Raw genomic sequence first — 16,064 nt, 5'->3', positions numbered from 1 at the left:
TCAGCCGCCCTCAGCGGCGGCGATGCGGGCCACGGCGTCTGCCAGTGCCTGCAACCCGCCGGCACGGGTGGCGCTGAGCTGCTGGCGCAGGCCCAGGGTATCAAACAGCGCCAGCAGATCCAGCTGCTGTAACGCTGCCGGCGTTTTCCCTTCAATGACGGTAAGGATAACCGCCAGCAAGCCTTTCACAATCCGGCCTTCGCTGTCGCCATAAAAGTGCAGCGTGCCGTCTTCATTGCGCTGGTAACCGAGCCAGACGCGGTTTTCACACCCGCTCAGTTCACGTTCCGGCGTCTTCAGCGCCTCATCCAGCGGCGGCAATTGCCGTGCGAGCTGGATCAGCTGGCGGTAACGATCTTCCCACTGGCTGAAACCGGTAAAGGTTGCGGTCAGGGCCTCCAGGGTGAGCGCGTGGCCGAACGGGTGGGGGGCAAGCATCATAAGGTTAACTCCGGTCAACTTAATCCAGCAGCATGGCGCGTGCCTGATGCACGGCGGCGACCAGCGCACCGACATCCTGCGGGGTGTTATAGGGGGCAAAAGAGGCGCGCAGGGTGCCTGAAACGCCCAGTTGCGCCATCAGCGGCTGCGCGCAGTGCTGGCCCGCGCGCAGGGCGATGCCCTGTTCGGCCAGCAGGGTGATCATATCGCTGTGATGCACGTCGGTAAAATCGAACGCCAGCAAACTGGCGTCAGAGCGGCGGAAACTGCGGAAGCCGGGGATCGCGGCCAGTTGCTGTTCTGCATCACGCGCCAGCCCGCGGCTGTACGCTTCTGCCGCCGCCAGATCCTGCCCGGCCAGCCAGTCCAGCGTGGCGGATAAACCGATCACCCCGGCAATGTTAGGCGTGCCGGCTTCAAAACGGTGCGGCACCGGCTGCGGGGTGTAACCGGAGAAAGAGACCTGGCTAATCATCTTGCCGCCGCCTTGCCAGGCCGCCATCTCGTTAAGGTGCGCCAGGTTGCCGTACAACATGCCGATGCCGGTCGGGCCATAGAGCTTATGGGCAGAAAAGGCGTAAAAATCAATGCCCAGTGCCTGGACGTCCGGCGGGTTATGCACTGCGCCCTGTGCGCCGTCCACCACTACCAGGGTGTTATTGGCATGGGCCAGGGCGATGGCGCGCGCCAGATCCGGGCAACCGCCGGTGACGTTGGACATCTGCCCCAGGGCAAGCAACCGTGTGCGCGGACGCAATAGCTCAGCTAATGCGTCGATGTCCGGGATCTGGTGCTGATCGAGCGGCAGCGGCACCACCACCGCGCCGGTCTGCTCGGCCAGCATCAGCCAAGGCAGCAGGTTGGCGTGATGCTCCGCCTGGCTCACCAGCAACTCATCACCGGGCTGGAGCCGCGGGCGGAAATAGCCCTGCGCCACCAGGTTCAGCGCTTCCGTGGCACCGCGCGTCCAGACAATTTCCTGCGGGTGCGCGGCATTAATCAGGGCGGCGACCTGTTCACGCGCTGACTCATAGTGCCGGGTCAGGGCCTGTGCCTGCGCGTGCTGGCTGCGGTGCACCGTGACGCCGCTCTGCTGATAAAACGCCGTGGTGGCGTCAATCATCGCCTGCGGCTTCAGCGCCGTGGCAGCACTGTCGAGATAGACGCCGGCGTGGGCCAGCGCGGGGAAGTGGCGGCGGAAGCCGGCCGCATCAAACGGGGTCATGGAATTGCGCTCTCCTGATTACTGGCACCGATCCTCGCCGATTTAACGCGGCGGCACAAGGCCGGGTGGGGGCGGGGGGCACTTTTCTGGCAAACTCTCGGAACTTTGTTATGCTGATTTATAACGGGCTAAAAAATTTTTCGCCTGATAACAGCAACAATTCGAGAAAACATCTCTCTACAAGGAGTTCATGATGAAAAAGTTAGCAGCAGTGGTTTCTGCCGTAATGTTGACCTGTACGTTGGCTGCCTGTTCCAGCAACTATGTGATGCACACCAATGATGGCCGTACCATCGTGTCTGAAGGGAAACCTCAGGTTGATGATGATACCGGGATGATCAGCTACAAAGACGCCTATGGCAATGAACAGCAGATCAACCGTGCAGACGTGAAAGAGATGGTGAAAGGGGAGTAACAGGCCCTTTGCCGGCGGGGCGCACAGCTCCGCCACACGCAAAAAAAAAGCACCGCAAAGTGCGGTGCTGCATAAATCACTATGGACAGACAGGGTAAATGTACAGGAAGTGAAAAAGAGTAGCTTCTGCTACTGCGTCTGGAGTGCCAGACAACTTGCAAACACAACATCACAACCACAAGCCAAAAGCCTCTCGGTATCCTCATACCCATCAACTTTTCGTTCCGGCCCGGGAAGTGCCGCCACTATAGGTATTTGCTGGCGCATCCTCAACGGACAATTTATAATGGCTCGGATAAAAAAATCTAATAAGTAACTAAAAATTATTTGTTGTAATCACACGTCAACTCATAAGCTGTTTACCATGTCAAAACGACTCCCCCCGCTCAATGCCCTGCGGGTATTTGATGCGGCTGCCCGCCATCTGAGCTTTACCAAAGCGGCTGAGGAACTGTTCGTTACCCAGGCAGCCGTCAGTCACCAAATCAAATCATTGGAAGATTTTCTCGGCCTTAAATTGTTCCGCCGCCGCAACCGGTCCCTGCTGCTGACGGAAGAGGGCCAGAGTTATTACCTTGACATTAAAGAGATATTTACGGCATTAAATGACGCCACCCGCAAATTGCAGGCCCGCAGCGCCAAAGGCGCACTCACCGTCAGCCTGCCGCCGAGCTTTGCCATCCAATGGCTGGTGCCGCGCCTTTCCGGCTTCAACTCGGCCTATCCCGGCATTGATGTGCGTATCCAGGCGGTTGACCGCGAAGAGGACAAGCTGGCGGATGACGTGGATGTGGCGATTTTTTATGGCCGCGGCAACTGGCCGGGGCTGCGCGCAGAGCGGCTCTACGCCGAATACCTGCTGCCGGCCTGTTCACCGCTGTTGCTGACCACCGGCGACCACCCGCTGAAAACCCCGGCCGATCTGGCTTACCATACCCTGCTGCATGACTCCTCACGCCGTGACTGGCTGGCCTATACCCGTCAATTGGGGTTGTCGCACATTAATGTGCAGCAAGGGCCGATTTTCAGCCACAGCGCGATGGTGGTGCAGGCGGCCGTGCATGGCCAGGGGGTCGCGCTGGTCAATAATGTCATGACGCAGATGGAGATTGAGGCCGGTCGCCTGGTCTGCCCGTTTAATGACGTGCTGGTAAGTAAAAACGCTTTTTATCTGGTATGTCATGACAGTCAGGCAGAACTCGGTAAAATAGCCGCCTTCCGGCAATGGATCCTGGCCCGCGCGGCCAGCGAACAGGAAAAATTCCGTTTCCGATACGAACATTAAGTGCGCGTCGTTCCTGACACAGGCTTTTTGGGTTTTACTTTCATACGCCGTTTTTAAAGAAAGATGGGTCATACCATGAGCAGCCGTTTCATGCTGATTTTTGCCGCCATCAGCGGCTTTGTTTTTGTGGCGCTGGGCGCATTCGGCGCCCATGTGCTGAGCGCCTCACTGGGCACAAAAGAGATGGGCTGGATCCAGACCGGCCTGAATTATCAGGGTTTCCATACCCTTGCCATTATGGGCCTCTCCCTGGCGATGCAGCGCCGTGCCAGCCTGTGGTTTTACTGGAGCGGGGCGTTGCTGGCGCTGGGGACGGTGCTGTTCAGCGGTAGCCTTTACTGCCTGGCGCTGTCACAGCTGCGTATGTGGGTATTCGTTACGCCGGTTGGGGGCTTCTGCTTCCTGGCGGGCTGGGTTTTGATGTTGATTGGCGCGTTGCGTCTTAAGAGAAAGGCAGATCGCCATGAATAAGTTAGCGTTGTATTGTCGCCCCGGTTTTGAGAAAGAGTGCGCGGCAGAAATTACGGAGAAAGCGGCCGCCCGCGAGGTGTTCGGTTTTGCCAGGGTCAAAGAGAACAGCGGTTATGTGCTGTTTGAGTGCTACCAGCCGGAAGAGGCCGATAAACTGGCGCGCGAGCTGCCGTTCCGCGAGCTGATTTTCGCCCGCCAGATGCTGGTGGTCGGGGAGCTGCTGAAGGATCTGCCGGTGGATGACCGCGTATCGCCGATTGTCGGGATGCTGGTCGGCGTGGTGCAGGGCGCCGGCGAGCTGCGCGTGGAAGTGCCGGACACTAACGACGCCAAAGAGCTGACCAAATTCTGCCGCAAACTCACGGTACCGTTGCGCGCCGGGATGCGTGAGCAAAATGTGATGGCGCAGCGTGAAAACCCGCACCGCCCGGTGGTGCACGTCTTCTTTATCGCCCCTGGGTGCTGTTATGTCGGTTACTCCTACAGCAATAACAACTCCCCGTTCTATATGGGCATCCCGCGCCTGAAATTCCCGTCAGATGCGCCGAGCCGCTCCACCCTGAAACTGGAAGAGGCGTTCCACGTCTTTATTCCGGCAGACGAATGGGACGAGCGCCTGGCGAGCGGGATGCATGCGGTGGATCTCGGGGCCTGCCCCGGTGGCTGGACTTACCAACTGGTGCAGCGCAGCATGATGGTACACGCCGTGGATAACGGCCCGATGGCGCCAAGCCTGATGGAAACCGGGCAGGTTACGCACTATAAAGCGGACGGTTTCCGCTTTGAGCCGCCGCGCAACAACATCTACTGGCTGGTGTGCGACATGGTAGAAAAACCGGCGAAAGTGGCGCAGCTGATGACGGACTGGCTGGTCAAAGGCTGGTGCCGCGAGGCGATCTTCAACCTGAAGCTGCCGATGAAAAAGCGCTACGAAGAGGTGAGCCAGAATCTCCAGGCGATCAAGGAGCAGCTTGATGAGAACGGTATCAACTCCGAGATTCACGCCAAACAGCTCTATCACGACCGTGAAGAAGTGACGGTGCATGTGCGCCGGATGTGGTCGGCCGTCCCCGGCCGTCGCGACGAGCGTTAATCCAGAACGGCACGCACAGCGTGCCGTTCTCTTTTTTACGCCGGTAACCTGAGCTGTTGCAGATTGCCATGCAGCGGCACATCGGTGCAGAGGGTCGCTACCTGTTTGCTGGCAAACGCCGCGTCCCGGTGCTGTACCAGTTTTGCCCGCCACTTCTCCGGCACTGCCTCCAGATTATCGTAAAGCGCCTCCAGCGACCCCGCCTGTTGCAGCAGGGTGACAGCCGTTTTCGGCCCAACACCACTGACGCCGGGGATTTTGCTGCTGCTGATGCCGGCCAGGCCCCAGAAGTCAGGCAGCTGGGACGGGGTGACGCCAAATTCCTGCATCACAAACGGCAGATCCAGCCAGCGTTTCTGGAAGTAGTCGCGGATCTGCACCTGGGGGGCCAGCAGCTGGCAATAGCCTTTGTCGGTGGACACAATCGTCACCTGATGCCCGGCACCGGCCACTTTTACCGCCAGGGTAGCGGCGATGTCATCCGCCTCATGGCCGGGCGATTGCCAGCAGGCGATGCCCGCAGCCTCAAAGGCTGCACGCAGCAGAGGCAACTCCTGTTGCAGGTTTTCCGGCATCGGGTTGCGCCCGGCTTTGTACTCCGGCAGGCAGCGGTGACGCCAGCTGTCTGCGCGGTCATCCTCGTCGAACACGGCCACCGCATGGGTGGGCTGCGCATGTTGGCAGATCTGGCTGAGGGCGTGGCGGCAGGCATCCTGACAGGGTGAGCCCTGTACCGCATGGATGCGCCGGATAAGGTTAAGGGCATCAATAATTAAAAGATGGATCATGGCGGGCAGACCTGGTGTAAAACTCCGCCGGGCAGCCCGGCGGAAAAGAAAAAACGACGCCGCGGAAGCCGCGCCGGGGGAGGGGATCAGGCACAGATCTCATAGCAGGGAATGTAAGCCGTGCCGGGCAGTTTCATGCGGTGCTGGGCCACAAACCCTTGCAACAGGCTGTCCATCTGCTTCATCAGTTGCGGATCGCCATGCAGTTTATAAGGGCCGAAGGTCTCAATCGCCTGGATTCCGAACTCTTTGACGTTACCGGTCACGATGCCGGAGAACGCCCGGCGCAGTGAGGCCGCCAGCTCCTGGGCCGGTTGGTCAGGGTAGAGGTTCAGGCCGGCCATGTTTTCATGGGTCGGCAGGAACGGCAGTTGCAGATCCGGCTCAATACGGATTGACCAGTTAAAGCTGTAGGCATCACCGGTGGCGCGGCGGTTCTCTTTCACCAGCGGCATCGCTTTTTTCATCTGGCGTGCTACTTCAGCCGGATCATCAATGATGATGGTGTAGTGGCGGCGCGCCTCTTCGCCCAGCGTGTTAAAGATGAATTCATCCAGCACGCGGAAGTAGTCGGCACTCTCTTTCGGCCCGGTGAGGATCAGCGGCAAGACCTGATCCTGGTTCTCCGGGTTCATCAGGATCCCCAGCAGGTAGAGCAGCTCCTCGGCGGTGCCGACGCCGCCGGGGAAGATGACGATGCCGTGGGCGATACGCACAAACGCTTCCAGGCGCTTTTCGATGTCCGGCATGATGATAAGCTCGTTCACCAGCGGGTTAGGCGGTTCGGCGGCAATGATTGACGGCTCCGTCATGCCGATGAAACGCCCGCCTTTGTAGCGCTGTTGTGCATGGCCCACGGCCGCGCCTTTCATCGGCGCTTCCATGGCCCCCGGCCCGCAGCCGGTGCAGATATTCAGCTCACGCAGGCCCAGCTCACTGCCGACGCGGCGGGCATAGAGGTATTCGGTTTCGTTAATCGAGTGGCCGCCCCAGCACACCACCAGGTTTGGGTCTTCATCCAGATGGAGCGTGCGCGCATTGCGCAGGATAGAGAACACCAGGTTGGTGAGGTGCGCCGGGTTTTCCAGGTCAAGATGCTGGAGACGCCCGGCGCTGGTCATTTGCGCATTCACAAACAGAATATCGCGCAGCACGGCAAACAGGTTGGCTTGCAGCGAACGGATAATCTTCCCGTCGACAAAGGCCTCTTCCGGCGGGTTAACCAGCTCGAGTTTTACCCCGCGCTCACGGCGCAGCACGTTGATATCAAAGTCTTGAAAACGATCCAGCAATTGCTTGCTGTTATCGGTCTGGCTGCCGCTGTTCAGCACAGCCAGGGAACAGTTACGGAAAAGACGGTATAAGTCGCTGCTGGCCGTCCGTTTCAGCATATCGACTTCCAGTTGTGACAACAGATCCATAGAGCCAAGCGGGCTGATATGAGTAATCAAAATTGCTCCTTACATCCTGTGTGATGCCGTTGTTATTTCTTTAACCTTAACGATGCCCCTGGCTTTTTACCAATGCCTGATTAGTGTTCGGTTGTTTGTTGAGCGGCGTCTCGCAATTATTGCCGCACCAGACGCCCGGCAGCCGGGTCAAAATTGAAATTCGCCCGCCAAGGATTGATGTCTAAACCACCACGACGGGTATATCGGGCATAAACTGCCAGTTTTTCCGGGCGGAAAAAGTGCATCAGATCGTTGAAAATACGCTCAACACACTGTTCGTGGAACTCATTGTGATGGCGGAAAGAGACCAGATACCGCAGCAGTGCCTCGCGATCGATGCGGTTGCCGCGATAGTGGATCTGCACTGAGCCCCAGTCCGGCTGGTGGGTGATCAGGCAGTTGGATTTCAACAGGTGGCTGACCAGGGTCTCTTCCACCGGTTCGCCGCATGTTGCCTGCGCCAGCACGTCGGTGCTGAACTGGTAGTTGTCGATCTCAATCTCTTGATCGTCGATGCATTCGCCTTCAAAGCGGCTGATCGGCTGGCCTTCCACCTCATCCAGGCGGAACAGCGTCACCTGCACGTCGCCCTGGGCACAGGCAGTGAGGTCACGTTGCAGCGTCGCCTGCACCTCGTCCCAGCTCGCAAAGCGAGTCTGGTTGAAGCTGTTAAGGTAAAGCTTGAAGCTTTTTGACTCCACCAGGTTGAGGCTGGCGGCATTGAGCCGGACATCACCCACGGCCACCTGCGGCAGGCCTTTGGCATTCAGCCAGGAGAGTTCATACAGCGTCCAGATATCCGCGCCGTGGAACGGCAGGTTATCCGGGTAGAGCCCCAGGGGTTCACGGTTCATGCTGCGCGGCACCGCCTGCAGCAGTGTGGCGTCGTAGTGATCCTGATAAGCGGTGGGTTTCCCCAGGGTCAGTTTTTGCAGAGCCTGATGCTCCTGATAGGAGGACATGCTGTCACCTTACGTCGGGATAGGTACAATAGTGCCCAGTTTACCGTACCCTGCCCAAGAGATGAGAGAAAATATGAAAGATACCGTTGAGGCGCTGTCGGCCTTCACCCAGCGTTACGAAGCACACTGGCAGGCACAGACCGGTTTTGCACCCGCCAGTGAGGCATTGCTGGGCGTGCCTTCCCCCTGCGTATTACGCAGCAGCGATGAGGCGGTGTACTGGCAGGCGCAGCCTTTCAGCCCGCCGGCCACGCTGGCGAATGTTGAGCGGGCGCTGGACATTCAGTTACGCGACGAGATCCACGCTTTCTACACCAGCCAATATGCCGGGGACATGACCGCCACCTTTGACGGCCAGGCGCTGACGCTGTTGCAGGTCTGGAGTGAGGAGGATTTCACCCGGTTACAGGAGAACCTGATCGGCCATCTGGTGACGCAAAAACGGCTGAAGCTGTCACCCACGCTGTTTATCGGCACCACGGATTCCGAGATGCTGATGGTGTCACTCTGTAACCTGACCGGGAATGTGGTGCTGGAATCCTTCGGGACGGCACGCCGTACGGTGCTGGCGCCCAGCCTGCCGGCCTTCCTGAACCAGCTTCAGCCGGTGGCCGCGTAAGAAGAGCCTTACGCTTCTGCCCAATGCCCGTGTAAGAGATCTCTCACACGGGCTGTAAGACATCGCTTTTAATTTCATGTGTTATTATCTGTCGCTTAAATAAAAATCATTATAATTCAAATAATTGTTGGGTAAGTCAGGGTAAGCGTTGCAGGTTCATGTTACGGGTTTTACTTACAGTGCCTTGCGGCACTAAGGCAAATAAGCGATTGTATTACCACCACGAGGGAACGCGGTGAAGCAGGATAATCAGGATGATACCCGCTTCAGCAGGAGAGCATTCAGGACGAATGCAGGAGAGTATCAGGAAGATGCTCAGGAGGCTTCAGGAAGAAGTAAGGGACACCTCCAGGATGGAGAATGAGAGCTTGTCCACGGAGCAGACAGGTGGGTCAGGAAGACTAAAGGAGTGCGCACCGGCAGGGTGCAGGATGACACGTCAGGATGAAAGAGGGACGTCAGACAAGGACAGCAGGTTAGGATAACCGTTGGAAAAGTTTTCAAGGATTGAGCAGGGAGCACACAGGTAGCGGGAGCGCTGCAAAACGAACCGGGGGTACTGTTTTTACAGTACCCCCATTTTTTTGTGCCCTTGAGGGGCGGATAATTGATGGTATGCTCTCCCGGCCCGGCCGGATACCCGGCGACCGGATGATGATTGTGCAAGCTGAATACGTAAAAGCTGAGAGAAACCATGAGTACAGAAAACCAGGTTCAACAGCGTCTGCTGGAGATTGAGCAGACGATGAAAGCCGCCGGATTGTGGCAGGCCGCACCGCCTGACGCGGCTGCGTTTAACAGCACCGAGCCGTTCAGCGTGGACACCATGCGCGCCGAACAGTGGCTGCAATGGGTGTTCCTGCCGCGGATGCAGGCCCTGCTGGCGCAACAGGCCGCGCTGCCGACCCGCTTTGCCCTGACCCCCTATTTCGAGATGGCCTTTACCGGCCAGGAGAGCGTGCCGCACGGGTTGCTGGCGGCGTTACAACGTCTCGATGACCTGCTGAACCAAGAAGCCTGAGATGCTGGAAATTCTGTATCAGGATGCGCATCTGGTTGCCGTGAACAAACCGGCCGGCTGGCTGGTGCACCGCAGCTGGCTTGATCGCCACGAAACGGTATTTGTTATGCAGACCCTGCGCGATCAGATTGGCCAGCATGTGTTTACCGTCCACCGCCTCGATCGCCCGACGTCCGGCATTCTGTTGATGGCGCTCTCCAGTGAGGTGGCGCGCCTGCTCTCCCAGCAGTTTGAACAGCGTGACGTGCAGAAAACCTACCATGCGGTGGTGCGCGGCTATGTGCTGGAGGATGGCACGGTGGATTACGCGCTGACGGAAGAGTTGGATAAGATCGCCGACAAATTCAGTAACCCGGACAAAGCCCCGCAGCCGGCCATCAGCCACTATCGTGCGCTGGCGCAGGCAGAAGTGCCGCTGGCCATCGGGCGCTACCCGACGTCCCGTTTCAGTCTGGTCGAGCTGACGCCGGAAACCGGCCGCAAACATCAGCTGCGCCGCCATATGGCGCATTTGCGCCACCCGATTATCGGCGATACCACGCATGGTGACCTGCGTCAGAACCGCGGTATCGCGGGCCACTTTGACTGCCCCGGCCTGATGCTCCATGCCAGCCATATGACGCTGGCGCACCCGGTGACCGGCGAACCGCTGGCACTGACCGCCCGTTGGGACAACCGCTGGCAACGGCTCACTACCGCGTTTGGCTGGCAGGGCTGCGTCCCGGCGCTGGAAAGGGTTGAGTTTCCGGCGCAGCCGGGTCAGGATAACGGCTGATTCAATCACCCAAAAGGGAGGAGCGGCATGGCTCAGGTAGGCATTTTTGTCGGCACCGTGTATGGCAATGCGCTGATGGTTGCAGAAGAGGCGGAAGCTATTCTCACCAAACAGGGACATCAGGTTAAGCTGTTTGAAGAGGGCACGCTGGAGGCATGGCAATATTACCGGTCGCATTATGCGCTGGTGATCACCTCTACCACCGGGCAAGGCAACCTGCCGGATTCGATTGTGCCGCTGTTTGAGGCGATCCGTGAGCATGTGGGTTATCAGCCGGAATTGCGTTATGGCGTGATCGCACTCGGTGACAGCAGCTATGACCATTTTTGTGGCGGCGGGCGCGCGTTTGATGCGTTGTTGCAGGAGCAGGGGGCGACCCGGATTGGCGAGCGGCTGGAGATCGATGCTATCGAACAGCCGGAGCCGGAAGTGGTCAGCGGCCCCTGGGTGCAGCAGTGGAGCACCTTGCTGGGCTGACCGTCCGGGCATAAAAAAGCACAGCGCAGGCTGTGCTTTTTTTTCGCCGGGGCAGGGCCTAACGGCCGTTGCGGGTCAGCTTTTCCAGATCGGATTCGATCTCGGCGATTTTGTTGGCCACCACCGACTCCAGATGGCGCAGGTCATCCAGGATCTTACGTTTCAGATCCACTTCAACCTGATCGCGCTGGCAAATCTGGTCCAGCTCGTCGATCACATACCGCAGGTTCGGGTTGATCTCATGGATCTCTTTGAACCCCTGGCCGGCATTGTCCGCGACCACGGTTTTGCGCTGGCGCGGGTATTTAAACTTCACGCTTTTCGCGAAAAATTCACCCTTATCCTTTCTGAAATAAATTTTGAGGATATCGTTATTGGCTTCCTGACGGAGGCTGTAACGGTCAATATCATCCGGATTAGGGATCCCTAAACTTTTCAGGTTTTCATACATAGCAGCACCTTTCTGGTTATTATCCAGTGGGAAGTATGGCGTAAACCGGCAGCATAAGATGTGATTGCGGGCAATGCGTGCCGTCTGGCGGGCAAAAAAATAGCGGGTCAATGACCCGCTATCCGTTCTGGCTTAGTCGATGGTGCGCAACAGTTCGTTGATGCCCACTTTTCCGCGGGTTTTCGCATCCACTTTCTTCACGATCACGGCGCAGTAGAGGCTGTAGCTGCCGTCTTTGGACGGCAGGTTGCCGGACACCACCACCGAACCGGCCGGCACGCGGCCGTAATGTACTTCGCCGGTTTCGCGGTCATAAATCTTGGTGCTCTGGCCCAGGTAGACGCCCATGGAGATCACGGAGCCTTCCTCAACAATCACCCCTTCAACCACTTCGGAACGGGCACCGATGAAGCAGTTGTCTTCAATGATAGTTGGGCTGGCCTGCAGCGGCTCCAGCACGCCGCCGATGCCGACGCCGCCGGAGAGGTGCACGTTTTTACCAATCTGCGCACAGGAGCCGACAGTGGCCCAGGTGTCCACCATTGAGCCTTCATCCACGTAGGCACCGATGTTGACGTACGACGGCATCAGCACGGTATTGCGGGCGATGTAGGCACCCTGGCGCACGGACGCCGGCGGCACCACGCGGAACCCTTCTTTCTGGAAACGGGCTTCGTCATAACCGGCAAATTTCATCGGTACTTTGTCGTAATAACGGGTTTCCGCGCCGTCAATCACCTGGTTGTCATTGATGCGGAAGGAAAGCAGCACGGCCTTTTTCAGCCATTGATGCGTTACCCACTGCCCGTCGATCTTTTCGGCAACGCGCAGGGCGCCGCTGTCCAGCAGACCGATGACCTGGTTAATCGCTTCGCGCGTTACGGTGTCCACGTTCGCCGGGGTGATCTCTGCGCGGCGCTCGAAGGCGTTTTCAATAACGGTTTGTAGTTGCTGCATCCTGTTATCTGTCCTGATTTGTCGTTTAGGGAAAAATATCTATGACACTTTATCGTTTGGGTTGAGGGCTTCTGTCAACCGTTGTTCCAGTTTTCGCCGCGTTTCCCGGTTCAGGGAGCGGCGATCGCTGTCGGCCAGAATAAACAGATCCTCAACCCGTTCGCCGATGGTGGTGATCCGCGCGCCATGCAGTGACAGCCCGAGATCGGAGAAGACTTCACCCACCCGGGCCAGCAGGCCGGGCTGGTCAAGTGCCACCAGCTCCAGATAGCTGCGCCGGTCAGTGTGGGTCGGCAGGAAATTGACGTTGGTCGGCACACTGAAGTGGCGCAGCTTCGGTGACGGGCGGCGCGCACGCGGCGGCTGATACTCCTGGGTCATCGCCTGTACCAGCGCCTGGCGGATCGCGTCGTGGCGGTCGGCGGCCAGCGGGCTGCCGTCCGGTTCCAGGACGATAAAGGTGTCCATTGCCATACCGTCACGGTTGGTGAAGATCTGGGCATCGTGGATGCTCAGGTTGCGGCGGTCCAGTTCACCGGCCACGGCGGCAAACAGATAGGGGCGGTCGGGCGCCCAGATAAAGATCTCCGTGCCGCCGCGCGTGGCCTGCCGGCTGACCAGCACCAGCGGCAGGGTGGAGTCATGCTCCAGCAGGTGGCGGGCGTGCCATGCCAACTGGTTCGGCGAGTGGCGCAGGAAATAGTCGGCGCGGCAGCGGCTCCAGATGCGGTGCAGCGACTCCTCGTCGATGTTGTCCATCCGCAGCAGCGCCAGCGCCTGCAACCGGTGGTGGCGGACCCGTTCGCGCAAATCGGGGCTGTTCTGCATCCCACGGCGCAACTGCTTTTCGGTGGCGAAATAGAGCTCACGCAACAGGCTCTGTTTCCAGCTGTTCCACAGGGTTTCGTTCGTGGCACAGATATCCGCCACGGTCAGGCTCACCAGATAACGCAGCCGGGTTTCGCTCTGCACTTCCGCCGTAAATTGCTGGATAACCGTCGGGTCCTGGATGTCACGCCGCTGGGCGGTCACGGACATCAGCAGGTGGCAGCGCACCAGCCAGGCCACCAGCTGGCTTTCGCGGGAGTTCAGCCCGTGCAGCTCCGCAAACGCCATGACGTCCTGCGCGCCGAGGATCGAGTGGTCGCCGCCGCGCCCTTTGGCGATGTCGTGGAACAGCGCGGCAACCAGCAGCAGTTCCGGGTGGGGCAGGCGCGGGTAAATTTCTACACAGAGCGGATGGCGCGGGCGGGTGGCTTCGTCAGCAAAGCTCTCCAGCTTTTGCAGCACCCGGATGGTGTGCTCATCCACCGTGTAGGCGTGGAACAGGTCAAACTGCATCTGCCCGACGATGTTGCTCCACTGCGGCATATAGGCCAGCAGCACGCTGTGGCGGTGCATCGGCACCAGCGCCCGCGACACCGCGCCGGGGTGGCGCAGAATCGCCATAAACAGCTCACGCGCCTCCGGGATTTCACACAACGGGGTGTGCAAATCCCGCAGGACATGGCGCAACTGGCGCAACGTGGTGGAATAGATGCCGACGATATCGCGCGTTTTCACCATCAGGTAGAACATGCGCATGATCGCTTCAGGCTTGCGCGCAAACAGGGTTTCGTCACGCAGGTCGATCAGGTTGCCGCGCAACTGGAATTCATCATCCAGCGGCCGCGGTTTCTCTGTGGCATCCAGCGCCAGGATCGCCTCGTCAAACAGTTGCAGCAGCATATGGTTCAGTTCACCCACGCGGCGGGTTGCGCGGTAGAAATCTTTCATCATGCGCTCAACCGGCTCATTGCCTTCGCCCTGGTACTGCAACAGCTGGGCCACGCTCAGCTGGCGGTCAAACAGCAGGCGGTTGTCATAGCGGGTCAGCACCAGATGCAGCGCAAAGCGGATGCGCCATAAGAAGCTCTGGCAGGCATTCAGCTCCGTGCGCTCTGCGTCGGTGAGAAAGCCGAAGCCGACCATCTCATCAAGGGATGTGGCACCGAAATGGCGGCGGGCCACCCATAACAGGGTATGGATGTCACGCAGGCCGCCGGGGCTGCTTTTGATGTCCGGCTCCAGATTGTAGCTGGTGCCGTGATAGCGCAGGTGGCGTTCGTGCTGCTCCTCGATTTTGGCGCGGAAAAAGTCCGGCGACGGCCAGAAGCCCTCGCTGAAAATATGCTTTTGCATCGACAGGAACAGTGCGACGTCCCCGCAAATCATCCGGGACTCAATCAGGTTGGTCGCCACGGTAAGATCCGCCAGCCCTTCCAGCAGGCACTCTTCCAGGGTGCGCATACTGTGCCCGACCTCGAGCTTCAGGTCCCACAACAGGGTGATAAGCTCCCCGCCGCGCTGGGCCTGTTCATCACTGAGGCGCTTTTGGCTCAGCACCAGCACATCGATATCAGAAAGCGGGTGCAGCTCGCCACGGCCATAGCCGCCTACCGCCACCAGCGCCGTCTCCGGGACGTCGTCAAAGCCGTAGTAAGTCCAGAGCCGGCGTAACAGCCGATCAATATAGAGGCTGCGGGCCTCCACTAATGTTTCTGCACTTTCACCGGCATTGAAGGCCGCTGCCAGCCAGAGCTGGAAAGTTTCAAGGTGCTGCTTCAGCGACGGGCAGGTGATCTGTGCATCAGTCAGGTGGGTAGGGGAGGGGGGCTGCTCTGGCACGGAGCGCGGCGGGATAACAGGGATTTCGTGATCGGGAAAATTCTCAGACATAAGCGCAGCCCATTAAAAAGCCGGCAACCGCCGGCTTGTTCTTTTACTGTTCGTGCGTAATCACCGCCGGCAGGGTGTCATCCTTGCGCAGGGTCATTATTTCGCAGCCGTTCTCTGTCACCACAATAGTATGCTCATACTGCGCGGACAAGCTGCGATCTTTGGTTTTTACCGTCCAGCCATCTTTCATGGTGCGGATGCGGAAATCACCGGCGTTGACCATCGGCTCAATGGTAAAGGCCATGCCCGGCTGCAGCACAACGCCGCCGTCATCCGCATCATAATGCAGCACTTGCGGCTCTTCGTGGAACCCTTCGCCGATGCCGTGGCCGCAATACTCACGCACCACTGAGAATTTTTCCGCTTCCACAAAGGCCTGGATCGCTTTGCCGAGGCTGCGCAGGCGGATGCCGGGGCGCACCATATTAATCGCCAGGTAGAGGCTCTCCTGGGTGACGCGGCACAGGCGCTCGCCCAGAATGGTGGGTTTGCCGGCGATAAACATTTTTGAGGTGTCGCCGTGGAAGCCGTCTTTAATCACCGTGACGTCAATGTTAACGATGTCGCCGTCTTTCAGGACTTTGTCATCGCTTGGGATACCGTGGCACACCACTTCATTGATTGAAATACACACCGATTTCGGGAAGCCGTGGTAGTTCAGGCAGGCGGAAATGGCATGTTGTTTATTCGTGATGTGGTCGTGGCAGATGCGGTCAAGTTCGCCGGTGGTCACGCCGGGTTTGACGTAAGGCTCAATGATTTCCAGCACTTCCGCCGCCAGGCGGCCGGCGACGCGCATTTTTTCAATGTCTTCAGGAGTTTTAATCGAAATTGCCATGAAATGTTCCGCAGATGTTCAGTGGGCCGGCCAGCCGGCCAGCAAAAAAGAGTGCATCACAATATGGTATCAGCCCG

The 16,064-nt window shown here is 58.7% G+C and carries 17 protein-coding genes; 8 read left to right on the top strand and 9 right to left on the bottom strand.

Features of this window, described 5'->3' with window-relative positions:
* Both csdE and csdA read right to left on the bottom strand, forming a co-directional pair.
* On the bottom strand, positions 1-438 hold the full coding sequence (gene csdE, locus CYR52_RS12515) for a cysteine desulfurase sulfur acceptor subunit CsdE (RefSeq protein WP_101828699.1): 438 nt from the start codon (positions 436-438) through the stop codon (positions 1-3).
* 22 nt (positions 439-460) lie between these two features.
* The gene (csdA, locus tag CYR52_RS12510) at positions 461-1,666 is read right to left on the bottom strand and encodes a cysteine desulfurase CsdA (RefSeq protein WP_101828685.1); all 1,206 of its coding nucleotides are present in this window, start codon (positions 1,664-1,666) and stop codon (positions 461-463) included.
* 193 nt (positions 1,667-1,859) lie between these two features.
* Between csdA and CYR52_RS12505 the strand changes: the two genes are divergently transcribed.
* The 4 genes from CYR52_RS12505 (at position 1,860) to rlmM (ending at position 4,930) form a co-directional block, all read left to right on the top strand.
* A complete protein-coding gene (locus CYR52_RS12505; RefSeq protein WP_072932547.1) occupies positions 1,860-2,081 on the top strand; it encodes a YgdI/YgdR family lipoprotein in 222 nt (73 codons plus the stop codon).
* A gap of 364 nt (positions 2,082-2,445) precedes the next feature.
* Entirely contained in the window at positions 2,446-3,366 is a 921-nt protein-coding gene (locus CYR52_RS12500; protein ID WP_072932544.1) for a transcriptional regulator GcvA, read from the top strand.
* Between the two features lie 75 nt (positions 3,367-3,441).
* Positions 3,442-3,837, top strand: coding sequence for a DUF423 domain-containing protein (locus CYR52_RS12495; protein WP_101828684.1), 396 nt, complete (start codon positions 3,442-3,444; stop codon positions 3,835-3,837).
* Positions 3,830-4,930: a 23S rRNA (cytidine(2498)-2'-O)-methyltransferase RlmM gene (rlmM, locus tag CYR52_RS12490; protein WP_072932540.1), complete on the top strand. Its 1,101-nt coding sequence runs from the start codon at positions 3,830-3,832 to the stop codon at positions 4,928-4,930. The genes CYR52_RS12495 and rlmM overlap by 8 nt, the downstream gene beginning before the upstream one ends.
* A 35-nt stretch (positions 4,931-4,965) precedes the next feature.
* On the opposite strand, the gene xni is transcribed toward rlmM, so the two are convergent.
* The 3 genes from xni to queF all read right to left on the bottom strand — a co-directional run bounded on the left by xni (position 4,966) and on the right by queF (position 8,131).
* Entirely contained in the window at positions 4,966-5,718 is a 753-nt protein-coding gene (gene xni, locus CYR52_RS12485) for a flap endonuclease Xni (protein WP_072932539.1), read from the bottom strand.
* Positions 5,719-5,804: 86 nt separating this feature from the next.
* Positions 5,805-7,169 carry a nucleotide 5'-monophosphate nucleosidase PpnN gene (gene ppnN, locus CYR52_RS12480; RefSeq protein ID WP_072932536.1) on the bottom strand — a complete coding sequence of 455 codons (1,365 nt, stop codon included), beginning with the start codon at positions 7,167-7,169 and terminating at the stop codon, positions 5,805-5,807.
* Positions 7,170-7,285: 116 nt separating this feature from the next.
* On the bottom strand, positions 7,286-8,131 hold the full coding sequence (queF, locus tag CYR52_RS12475; RefSeq protein WP_072932533.1) for an NADPH-dependent 7-cyano-7-deazaguanine reductase QueF: 846 nt from the start codon (positions 8,129-8,131) through the stop codon (positions 7,286-7,288).
* A gap of 73 nt (positions 8,132-8,204) precedes the next feature.
* On the opposite strand from queF, the gene syd reads away from it, so the two are divergent.
* The 4 genes from syd to CYR52_RS12450 all read left to right on the top strand — a co-directional run bounded on the left by syd (position 8,205) and on the right by CYR52_RS12450 (position 11,023).
* Positions 8,205-8,750, top strand: a complete 546-nt coding sequence (gene syd / locus CYR52_RS12470; RefSeq protein ID WP_072932531.1) for a SecY-interacting protein — start codon at positions 8,205-8,207, stop codon at positions 8,748-8,750.
* Positions 8,751-9,444: 694 nt separating this feature from the next.
* On the top strand, positions 9,445-9,771 hold the full coding sequence (locus CYR52_RS12460; RefSeq protein ID WP_072932516.1) for a YqcC family protein: 327 nt from the start codon (positions 9,445-9,447) through the stop codon (positions 9,769-9,771).
* A gap of 1 nt (position 9,772) precedes the next feature.
* The gene (gene truC / locus CYR52_RS12455) at positions 9,773-10,546 is read left to right on the top strand and encodes a tRNA pseudouridine(65) synthase TruC (RefSeq protein WP_072932514.1); all 774 of its coding nucleotides are present in this window, start codon (positions 9,773-9,775) and stop codon (positions 10,544-10,546) included.
* Positions 10,547-10,573: 27 nt separating this feature from the next.
* The gene (locus tag CYR52_RS12450; protein ID WP_072932512.1) at positions 10,574-11,023 is read left to right on the top strand and encodes a flavodoxin; all 450 of its coding nucleotides are present in this window, start codon (positions 10,574-10,576) and stop codon (positions 11,021-11,023) included.
* Between the two features lie 58 nt (positions 11,024-11,081).
* On the opposite strand, the gene CYR52_RS12445 is transcribed toward CYR52_RS12450, so the two are convergent.
* From CYR52_RS12445 to map, 4 genes are all read right to left on the bottom strand, one after another.
* A complete protein-coding gene (locus tag CYR52_RS12445; protein ID WP_072932614.1) occupies positions 11,082-11,474 on the bottom strand; it encodes a DUF3461 family protein in 393 nt (130 codons plus the stop codon).
* A gap of 132 nt (positions 11,475-11,606) precedes the next feature.
* Positions 11,607-12,431, bottom strand: a complete 825-nt coding sequence (gene dapD, locus CYR52_RS12440) for a 2,3,4,5-tetrahydropyridine-2,6-dicarboxylate N-succinyltransferase (protein ID WP_101828683.1) — start codon at positions 12,429-12,431, stop codon at positions 11,607-11,609.
* 39 nt (positions 12,432-12,470) lie between these two features.
* Positions 12,471-15,149 carry a bifunctional uridylyltransferase/uridylyl-removing protein GlnD gene (gene glnD / locus CYR52_RS12435; RefSeq protein ID WP_072932507.1) on the bottom strand — a complete coding sequence of 893 codons (2,679 nt, stop codon included), beginning with the start codon at positions 15,147-15,149 and terminating at the stop codon, positions 12,471-12,473.
* Between the two features lie 43 nt (positions 15,150-15,192).
* A complete protein-coding gene (gene map, locus CYR52_RS12430; RefSeq protein ID WP_101828682.1) occupies positions 15,193-15,987 on the bottom strand; it encodes a type I methionyl aminopeptidase in 795 nt (264 codons plus the stop codon).
* Positions 15,988-16,064: the final 77 nt, after the last annotated feature.

It is taken from the genome of Chimaeribacter arupi (assembly GCF_002858805.1).
GTDB lineage: Bacteria > Pseudomonadota > Gammaproteobacteria > Enterobacterales > Enterobacteriaceae > Chimaeribacter > Chimaeribacter arupi.
This window is presented reverse-complemented; position numbering and strand designations above follow the sequence as displayed.

What these genes read in the sequence shown, in the direction of transcription:
- map (WP_101828682.1), bottom strand. Translation starts at nt 15,987, where the DNA reads ATGGCAATTTCGATTAAAACTCCTGAAGACATTGAAAAAATGCGCGTC.
- csdA (WP_101828685.1), bottom strand. Translation starts at nt 1,666, where the DNA reads ATGACCCCGTTTGATGCGGCCGGCTTCCGCCGCCACTTCCCCGCGCTG.
- CYR52_RS12445 (WP_072932614.1), bottom strand. Translation starts at nt 11,474, where the DNA reads ATGTATGAAAACCTGAAAAGTTTAGGGATCCCTAATCCGGATGATATT.
- xni (WP_072932539.1), bottom strand. Translation starts at nt 5,718, where the DNA reads ATGATCCATCTTTTAATTATTGATGCCCTTAACCTTATCCGGCGCATC.
- glnD (WP_072932507.1), bottom strand. Translation starts at nt 15,149, where the DNA reads ATGTCTGAGAATTTTCCCGATCACGAAATCCCTGTTATCCCGCCGCGC.
- CYR52_RS12495 (WP_101828684.1), top strand. Translation starts at nt 3,442, where the DNA reads ATGAGCAGCCGTTTCATGCTGATTTTTGCCGCCATCAGCGGCTTTGTT.
- truC (WP_072932514.1), top strand. Translation starts at nt 9,773, where the DNA reads ATGCTGGAAATTCTGTATCAGGATGCGCATCTGGTTGCCGTGAACAAA.
- syd (WP_072932531.1), top strand. Translation starts at nt 8,205, where the DNA reads ATGAAAGATACCGTTGAGGCGCTGTCGGCCTTCACCCAGCGTTACGAA.
- csdE (WP_101828699.1), bottom strand. Translation starts at nt 438, where the DNA reads ATGCTTGCCCCCCACCCGTTCGGCCACGCGCTCACCCTGGAGGCCCTG.
- CYR52_RS12500 (WP_072932544.1), top strand. Translation starts at nt 2,446, where the DNA reads ATGTCAAAACGACTCCCCCCGCTCAATGCCCTGCGGGTATTTGATGCG.
- CYR52_RS12460 (WP_072932516.1), top strand. Translation starts at nt 9,445, where the DNA reads ATGAGTACAGAAAACCAGGTTCAACAGCGTCTGCTGGAGATTGAGCAG.
- rlmM (WP_072932540.1), top strand. Translation starts at nt 3,830, where the DNA reads ATGAATAAGTTAGCGTTGTATTGTCGCCCCGGTTTTGAGAAAGAGTGC.
- CYR52_RS12505 (WP_072932547.1), top strand. Translation starts at nt 1,860, where the DNA reads ATGAAAAAGTTAGCAGCAGTGGTTTCTGCCGTAATGTTGACCTGTACG.
- dapD (WP_101828683.1), bottom strand. Translation starts at nt 12,431, where the DNA reads ATGCAGCAACTACAAACCGTTATTGAAAACGCCTTCGAGCGCCGCGCA.
- queF (WP_072932533.1), bottom strand. Translation starts at nt 8,131, where the DNA reads ATGTCCTCCTATCAGGAGCATCAGGCTCTGCAAAAACTGACCCTGGGG.
- CYR52_RS12450 (WP_072932512.1), top strand. Translation starts at nt 10,574, where the DNA reads ATGGCTCAGGTAGGCATTTTTGTCGGCACCGTGTATGGCAATGCGCTG.